At 46.5% G+C, this 8,651-nt stretch carries 5 protein-coding genes; 1 reads left to right on the top strand and 4 read right to left on the bottom strand.

Features of this window, described 5'->3' with window-relative positions:
• Positions 1 to 369: 369 nt before the first annotated feature.
• From LZG73_RS18135 to lpxK, 3 genes are read right to left on the bottom strand one after another with little or no spacing between them, the layout of a single operon-like run.
• Entirely contained in the window at positions 370 to 3,276 is a 2,907-nt protein-coding gene (locus LZG73_RS18135) for a PD-(D/E)XK nuclease family protein (protein ID WP_233853227.1), read from the bottom strand.
• A 10-nt stretch (positions 3,277 to 3,286) separates the two neighbouring features.
• Positions 3,287 to 5,296 carry a putative porin gene (locus tag LZG73_RS18130; RefSeq protein WP_233853225.1) on the bottom strand — a complete coding sequence of 670 codons (2,010 nt, stop codon included), beginning with the start codon at positions 5,294 to 5,296 and terminating at the stop codon, positions 3,287 to 3,289.
• An 8-nt stretch (positions 5,297 to 5,304) separates the two neighbouring features.
• Complete coding sequence (gene lpxK, locus LZG73_RS18125; protein ID WP_233853223.1) at positions 5,305 to 6,357, bottom strand: tetraacyldisaccharide 4'-kinase; 1,053 nt, start codon at positions 6,355 to 6,357, stop codon at positions 5,305 to 5,307.
• A gap of 67 nt (positions 6,358 to 6,424) precedes the next feature.
• Between lpxK and menC the strand changes: the two genes are divergently transcribed.
• A complete protein-coding gene (menC, locus tag LZG73_RS18120; protein WP_233853221.1) occupies positions 6,425 to 7,507 on the top strand; it encodes an o-succinylbenzoate synthase in 1,083 nt (360 codons plus the stop codon).
• On the opposite strand, the gene hemF is transcribed toward menC, so the two are convergent.
• Positions 7,478 to 8,395 (bottom strand): oxygen-dependent coproporphyrinogen oxidase, encoded by a 918-nt coding sequence (gene hemF, locus LZG73_RS18115; RefSeq protein ID WP_233853219.1) that lies wholly within the window; start codon positions 8,393 to 8,395, stop codon positions 7,478 to 7,480. The genes menC and hemF overlap by 30 nt on opposite strands.
• Positions 8,396 to 8,651: the final 256 nt, after the last annotated feature.

Genomic DNA, 8,651 nt, shown 5'->3' with positions numbered 1-8,651 from the left:
TGACAAGCATAAGCCGGAAAGCTGCACCGTGTTTTCTGTTTTTGCCCATAAAAATGCCCCCAAGAAGTGTCTAACTTTTTGGGGGCAGTGCATTTTCCAATCGCTTTTTTCGTTTTTATCACACATGCCTCTTTGATTTTTATTGAACGGAAGCGCTATCCATAACAGTCCTGAGCTTCTCATATATTAAGATCAAAGGAAATACCGCGCCCATCACGAGGCAGGTCATTGCGAAGGCCACAAGCCACAAAATACAAAGGGTTAATTTGACGAGAACGATCATGAGTTCATCTTTTGAATTTGTATAAAAGATCGTTTTCGGCTGCTTTTGGTTGCAAGCTGGAAATGTTATTTTATGTTAATAGCGGCTCAGCGGCCACATATGCCAACAAAATCACAATATTGGCAAGTTGTCAGATCGCCCGTTTTTCGGAACGGAATGTCTGGGTCGAGCAATACATTCAGAATGTCTGTCAGGATAACTTCTGACTTGGCAATGAACTCCTCGGGAGCAAGTTGTTCGGTAAGGTCAAGCGGGTTGGCAATGAGGTTTTTAGGATCGCGGAACGAATAAAAACCTGACTTCACGGCATAGTTGCCAAACTCATACACTTTCCCGCCCAGCCGCAGCCCTTTCTCGTCAAGCATTTTGCGATACATCAGATATTCATACATCCAAAGCTGTCGCACATAACCCACCTTCCGATCCGGATCGGTGCGGATCACTTCTTCGCGTCTGATCGGATCGGAGAGTTTTTGCTTGCCTGTCAGCTCCACGCTTCCGGTTTTATAATCCATGACAAACAGCGTCCCGTCTTCACTTTGTTCAATGCGGTCGATCTTGCCGCCAATGCGGACCGGCGTGTAGGTTCCCTGCAAAATCAACTCAATATTTGTATTCAATGGTTGCTCAGCGGCCAGGATTTCTCTCCGCGGCTTTTGCGACATATGATGTTTCAAAAACACCAGCACTTGCTGTTCACCGATTTGATAGTAAATGCGGTTAAGGCCCATATCCGTCACATAACCCTTGAATTTTTCATCAAATTCGTCTCTGAGAACAGCCTTAATTTGCTCTTCCGAAGGATCTGATTTTTTTAGAAAGAATTCATTATCAAGCCTTTCCAATGCGGCATGCAGCCAGGTCCCGATTTTATCCATGCCCAGCTCTTCTTCCACTTCCTCTTTTTCTCGCACACCCACAATGTGTTTGAGATAAAATTGCATGGAGCAGCGGATGAACTCATTCAAGTGGGTCGGGTAAATGCCTTTTCCTGCCAGATATTGACGAATAACAGCGATCATCGCATCATCCTTGCGCACAACTTCATCCAATTCTTCCTGCGCCCTGCTTTCCAGAACGACCGTTTTGTTTGAAATCGTCAGCTGCGGATTGTATTGCGCCAGTTCATATTCAACCTGTCTGATAAACCGGCTTTTTTCTCCGCCACCGGGCGCATCATTGGTGCTCGTGTAAAGCATATGCACCTCTTTCGCGCGCTGCAAGAGTCTGTAAAAATGATAGGACATAACCGCTTCCTGATGCTGATGCGTTGGCAAACCCACTGCCTGCGCGGCGTCATACGGGATCAGCGAATGCTGGCGTTTGGCCTGCGGAATCATTCCCTCATTCACCGAAAGAATGATAATGCGCTCAAAATCAAGTGCCCGTGTTTCCAGCATGCCCATGATTTGCAGATTGCTGATCGGCTCGCCGCTGAAAGGAATTTTGGTCTGCCTGATCAGTTCAAACATGAATGAACGAAGCGTCCGCAATGTGATCAGTTCGGCTTTTTCCTCAATGGTCTGTTCGAATTGTTTGAGCAGCGTGTAAAAAAGATAAAGATATTCCGTTTCCAGCGCGTTTTTATAATCTTTGTAGACCTCACGCAACAACTCAATCAGCTCGTAAAAAGTCTGGATAACCTGTTTTGAATTGTTCTTTTGCCAATGTGTAAACAGGATCCGGAACAAGGGATGGTTATCGCTCAGCCCGATCAGATCTTCACTGCTGAGGAAAACCTGATTGCCTTTTGTAATGGCCCAAAGCGTTTTTTGAATGATCGTCTGTCCATCGCTCAACGGCGTCAGCGCAACATATTCATAATGTCGGATAAACGGGTGGTTCAGAACCTTATTGATCGATTTATGCCCAAATTTCGGGATTCTGATCAGTTGTCCTTTCTTATTTTTGAACTCAACCACATTTTGCTGCAATTCGAAAATGCTGTCTATGAGCGTGTAAAGCAGCGAGTTACGCATGGAAAGTCCCATTGTAACATTCAAGTCGCTTACGCCTTCATCCAGCGAATAAAGCATAGGAGCGAGCAAATTTTCATCGGCAAGCACGATCGCGGTCGGCACTGCATGATCCGGACCGTCGCTTTCCAGCATTTGCTTGTAAAGCGCTCCCGCAACCTTGGTCTGCAATGTTGCGTTGGGAACGCCGTAAATGGTAATGTTTTTCTCTGAAGTCGTCAGATTATCGGTCGTCCAGCTCCATGGCCCGAAAGCCTTGCTCTTTTGATATTCCCTGAGACTTTTTCCCGCTTCAACGCCCACATTCTCAGACATGTAATAGCGGTCTGTGTCCCAGAGCACTTCCGCCTTTCCGGCCTTGATTAATGCAGTAATAATGACCTTTTCGGATTCCGTAAATGCATTGAAACCCGCGAAATACAGCTTTTCAAACTCGCTTCTCTCGACCAAAAGCTGGTTTACATCTTCTGCAACCTCCCGATAAGCCATTCCGCGGTAAGCCTTGCCTTTGGCCAGCAACCTGTTGCGAAATGAAATGTAGACTTTGTTGATATTTTCAAAAAGAGAGAAATATTGCTTCGTGCCGCCCTCGGTCTGGAAAGTCCGGCCTGCCGGCATGCTTTCCTGCCACCTGTTAATGGCATGCGCTTCGGTCAGATATTCGAATAAATAGGAGGTTTTGACAAGATATTGATCAATTTTATCCAGGTCATTCAACAGCACGGACGCCCATCCCATAAACCTGTCAAACTGCACATCAGGGTCAATTTCCTTGAATGTTTCATACAGATCAAACAGCAAATGAACGGGATCTTCGATTTCCAGCGTGCAAATGCTTTCCACAAAATCGTCCACGGCCACAACATTCGGGCTCATAATAGCCTCCGTTGTTTCCTTGGCTAATTCTTGCATTAAAAAGAATGCAGCCCTGCGGGTAGGAACGACAATATTGACCCTTTCCAGTGCCGCATGGTTGCTGAGAATGTGCTTTGCAACAAGATTTAGAAAGGATTGCATGTAATCAGTTTTAATCAAACAATGGCCAGTTGACCCCGAAAGAAAAGGATCTTGCCAAGCCCAGGTAACCCGGTGCAACGTAATAACCTTTCGGAAAAAGCCCGAAACTGCCGCCTTGGTTCAGGTAAGACATTTTGAAGAACAGCCGCACGCGCGTAATGCGCACATTGGCAAAGCCGTCCACAACCACGTTATCACCAAGGCGATAACCGTTTTGGAGGTGAAACTGTTGTGTCACAGGCATATAGTCGTCGGCAAGATAACCGGAACGATAGCGCGCCGCCAAACCAAGCTGAATGAAAAGCACTTTGGCATACACAAAATCAAACGTCGCCTCGCCGCTCGCAAACAGTGCCGGAACGCGGATTACATCCTTGTTGTCATTCAATGTTAGATAGCCCATTGCCGTGAAATTCCATCTTTTCAAATTTGCTGTAGAATTGAAACCGACTCGTAACAACCGAAAACCAGCATTCAGCTGCTTGGGAAGCGCCAATGTGTCGTAATAAATGTAGTCATTGACCTGATGAATCTGGATTTCGGGAATGAACGAAATCTTGTTGGTTTTCAATGGCAGCGACGCGTAAATGGTCTGCACTTTCGTAGGATCGAAGTTGTTACGCCAGTCAAAATGATTGCTCAGGTAACGCTGCACAAGCAAATCGGGAGCCGTTTGAATGCTTTGGAAACCCGCTTTTCCCCACCGTGTGTTCAGCTCGCCTTTTAAGCGATATTCTACATTTGCAGCGAGATTAAGATCCGCCTCAGCTGTCAAATACTGGATGGAATCTTTGAGATAATAGCCCAGCCACGCGCCGAGAATGTTGTCAAATTTCAGCCCAGTTTTGTAAGTCGTATAAGTTTCGCCGATTTCATTACCAAGCTGGGTTGCTCCGCGCATGCCATAAAAACGCTGTCTTACAAAAGCACGATAATTGAAGCCGGAATAAAAACCTTTGATCCCAATCTTGTTGTCAAAAAGCCTGTAATAAATGTCCTGACGCGTTTTTTCGAGGTCATATTTAGCCGCAGGATAAACCTCTTTTTCCAAACCGCGCGTAATGTCCAGGTCAGTATAACGGTCGATTACAGTGGAATAATCTGCTTGCTGGAAAACCTGAAAACCGTTGGCAAGCCGATATTGCTGGTAAATATGAAGTCCCTGGCGTCGTTCCCAGGAATTGGCGTCGTCACTGATTCGCGCCGCGCCGTCGTAAGAATATTTTTCGATAATGCCATTTTCCACATTTGGAATCACGCCGCCCTGTTCGCGCACTTTCTGGTTCATGTGCCTGTAATGTGCGAGGATCAGGTATTTTTTGTTTTTGGAAAAAAAGCTCGTGTGCATAAGAAGCTGCCAGTTTTGTCCCAAAAAAGCGCCTGAATTCAATGTGTTGACAAATCCGTATTGTTTGTTGGAAGTCAGCCTGCGAAAAGCCAGTCCGAAGTTGAAACGCGAATGGACGTTCTGCGTGTAAGAAAAACTTCCTAATGACGTTTTGCGAGCGCCGGAAATGAAATTGAGCTCCGTATGCTGCGATTTCGTATCCATATATTGCACTTCCTCCGGCTTGATCGCATAGGCGTCATACACCCGAAAACCCAGCTGCGTGCCAATGTCCTGTCGCGGCTCAAAAAGCAGATTACGTGTTGCAGTTGCCGTATTTCCCAGATCTGTAAGCTTTCCCCAGGAGCGATCGACGGGCGTCCAGCGGTGGAAGTTGGTGAGGCTGGTGTCCACGCGATAACGCAGCGAATCGCGGTTATTTAAAATGTCGTTTTCGTAGTAATGCAGCGTGGTTTTGGGTCCGTAAATGCTTTTTGTGCTGTCGTCCAGAATCGCGCCGCCGGGTTTAGGCGCGCTTGTGCTTCCCTGTTGGCCTCGTGTGTTGCCGCCGCCCATGCCTCCGGGCATCTGCATGCCGCCGCCGCCGGGCATGCGCACCTGTGCTGATGCAATTGGGTTAAGAAAAATGAAACTGCCTAAAAACCACAGTATTATACAAAAACAAATTCTCATAAAGGAAACTATCGTTCTGCGCGAAAAAGGTGATCTGTCTGACTAAAAATCCACTCGTGGAAGCGCGCTGTATCATGGCCGAAACTCACATTAACAGGAATATAGGCAAACTTTCCTGCCGCACCCAAAGCGTCCACCAGTGGCTTCAACTTGACCATATCCTTTTCGGTTGTTACCACAAAAGTATCGTTTTTTAAGTTCTTAATCAGTGCTTCCACGTCATGGGCAGTGTAATTGTGATGATCCCTAAATATCGCCTCTTCTGTAACGTCAAACCTGGCCCGCAGATGTGCAGCGAAGGGCAACGGATTTGCTATTCCGACAGCCATTTTAACTTTCTTTAACGAAGCCGTGCCCCCCGCATAACTTTCCGGTTCAGAATATGAGAGGGATGAAAAGAAAACGGGCGTGTCGGGGTGGCTGTATTGATGAATATGCTCCATGATTTCCGCCCTGGCAATGTCAGTAAGCAGGGCAGGGGACTTGGTTACGATAACAGCGTCAGCTCTTTTTGCGCCCCGTCTCTGCTCGCGCAGGCGACCGCCAGGGAAAGGCATATCTTTGTAAAAAGGCCTTTGGAAATCATTTAAAAGCAGGTTAATGTCCCGACGAATGGCCCGGTGTTGGAAAGCGTCATCCAGCAAAAGCAGCGTGATTTCAGGAAAGTCCAATGCAATGTTTTCTGCACCCTTGACGCGGCTTTCCGAGACTGCCACAAGCACATCAGGGTTGAATTTGCGGAAATATTGCGCGGGCTCATCGCCAATGTCCTCAGCCGTTGAAGCGCTGTTAGCCAATCGGTAACCTTTGGTCTTGCGGCCATAACCGCGGCTTAATATGGCAGTTGGAACTTTGCTTGCAAGCAGGCGGGTGAGATATTCTGTAACAGGCGTTTTGCCGGTTCCGCCGACGGTGAGGTTGCCGATGGAAATGATGAATTGCGCAGGTTTTTTAGAAGAAAATAATTGGTGATCGTAACACAAATTCCGCAGGTCGGTGATGAAACCATAAACCCAAGAGAACGGTGTGAGTGCAATTTTTATCCAATCATGTTCTTTCATAACTGGTGCATAATTACGTATTTTTTGCCTAATATTGTGCCCCGAAAAAATCTGACACCGCAAAATTATGCCCTTAAAAATTGTGTATAGACCCTACACGCTGCATTTTCGTAATGAAGCGCGCACTTCACGAGGGGTTCTGACACAGAAGACTTCCTGGCTTATCAAAATAACTGATTCCGAACAGCCGGGCGTCGAAGGTTATGGTGAATGCGGTCCTTTGCCGGGATTGAGCGTCGACGATTTGCCGGATTATGAGCAACAGCTCGCAGCCGTTTGCGCGCTCTTCAATGAGATGGACCTGGACGTTTTTCCTTTCAATCTGGGGATTATTTTGGATCAGGTTATCCCGCAACATTTGCCTTCGGTTCGTTTCGGCATTGAAATGGCTTTGCTGGATATCATGAATGGCGGCGAGAGGGTTCAATTTAAAAATGCTTTTTCAAGAGGCGAAAGCGGCATTTTAATGAACGGACTGATCTGGATGGGCTCCTACGAGCATATGTCCGAACAAGTGCAGGCCAAGCTCGCACAAGGATTTTCGACATTGAAAATGAAAGTCGGCGCCATCAATTTTGATCAGGAATGCCGCATTCTGGAATCCATTCGGAATAAATTCGATAAGGACAACATTACGCTCCGAGTGGATGCCAATGGCGCTTTTGAAGCCGGTGAAGTGGATGATAAGCTCAAAAAACTGGCGGAATTTGACTTGCATTCAATTGAGCAGCCTGTGAAGCCAGGGCAGCATCAGCTGATGCAGGAACTTTGTGTTTCGTCGCCGGTTCCTGTCGCGTTGGATGAAGAACTGATCGGCATTTTTGATTATCGTGAAAAGTTTGCCCTGCTCAAAAAGCTGATGCCGCCTTTCATTATATTAAAACCAACATTGCTCGGCGGCTTCCGGCACACAGCCGAGTGGATTGAAATTGCAAACCGGTTGAACATTGACTGGTGGATCACTTCTGCATTGGAATCCAACATTGGCCTCAGCGCCATTGCCCAATTTACCGCTTCCTACAACAATCCACTTCCGCAAGGTTTGGGAACGGGCCAGCTTTACACCAATAATTTTGAGTCGCCGCTGGTCGTAGCAAATGGTTATCTCATTTATGACAAATCAGGAAGCCCAATTCAGCCCTTTTTTTAGTAATTCCAAAGTTTTCGCTTCTTCGGAGCCGGGTTGGGGTTCAAAATTATATTCCCAATTTGCCTGGGGCGGCAAGCTCATGAGGATTGACTCTGTCCTCCCATTTGTTTCCAGACCAAATTTAGTTCCCCGATCCCAAACCAGATTAAACTCCACATAACGCCCGCGGCGCAGGAATTGCCATTGTTTTTGTTGCTCCGTGAAAGGATCGTTACGGTGTTTCTGCATCAATGCAGTGTAAATTGGCGCAAATGATTCACCAATATCTTTGACAAAATCAAAAAGCTGCCGCTTCGAAAGTGCATTGCCATTTCCCGCTTCGTCAGGTTTCATATAGTCAAAGAAAATGCCGCCAATGCCGCGCGTCTCATTTCTGTGCGGGATATAAAAATAATCGTCCGCCCATTTGCTGAATTTTTCGTAAAAATCAGGATGATGGCGGTCGCATGCGCTTTTCAATGTTGTGTGAAAAAATTGCGCGTCAGTTTCCACCACATAATGCGGGGTGAGATCAATGCCGCCGCCAAACCAGCAAGTGCCATTGCTTAGCTCGAAATAACGGACATTCATATGGATGATCGGGACGTGTGGATTTTTGGGATGCATGACGATGGAAACGCCCGTTGCCGTGAAATGAAAATCATCATTATCGCCCAGGTTCATTTGCTGCCGGAGTCGCGGATGCACTTCTCCTTTTACACTTGAAAAGTTGACGCCGCCCTTTTCCAGAACATCGCCGTTTTGGATCAAACGCGTCCTGCCTCCGCCGCCAGAATGATGCGCCCAAATGTCTTCCCTAAACTTTCCAATGCCATCGGTTGCTTCGATTGCCTGGCAAATGTTATCCTGCAACGCCCTAAAAAAATCCTCTATCTCTTCAACCTTCATACATAACCGTTATTATACGCGCAAAAATACGATAAATCCCAAGCTCCGCTGATCGGGTTGGCGCGCACATTCCTAATTTCTCTAACCAAATTGTACTAAAATAAGATAAGGGAAATTAATTAACAGAAATGTGCTATAAAAGTAGACAATTGGTGACTTGTTACCGTAAAATAACCCAGAGCGGCCGTTGCAAGTTTAAATTGCCAATTAATGCATTATGCATTTGCTATCTTTGAATTTTTCTATAATTTGCAAA

Origin of the sequence: Dyadobacter sp. CY326 (assembly GCF_021390515.1) — a bacterium.
Classification (GTDB): Bacteria; Bacteroidota; Bacteroidia; order Cytophagales; family Spirosomataceae; genus Dyadobacter.
The sequence above is the reverse complement of the archived record's forward strand: the minus strand, read 5'-3'. Positions and strand labels throughout refer to the sequence as shown.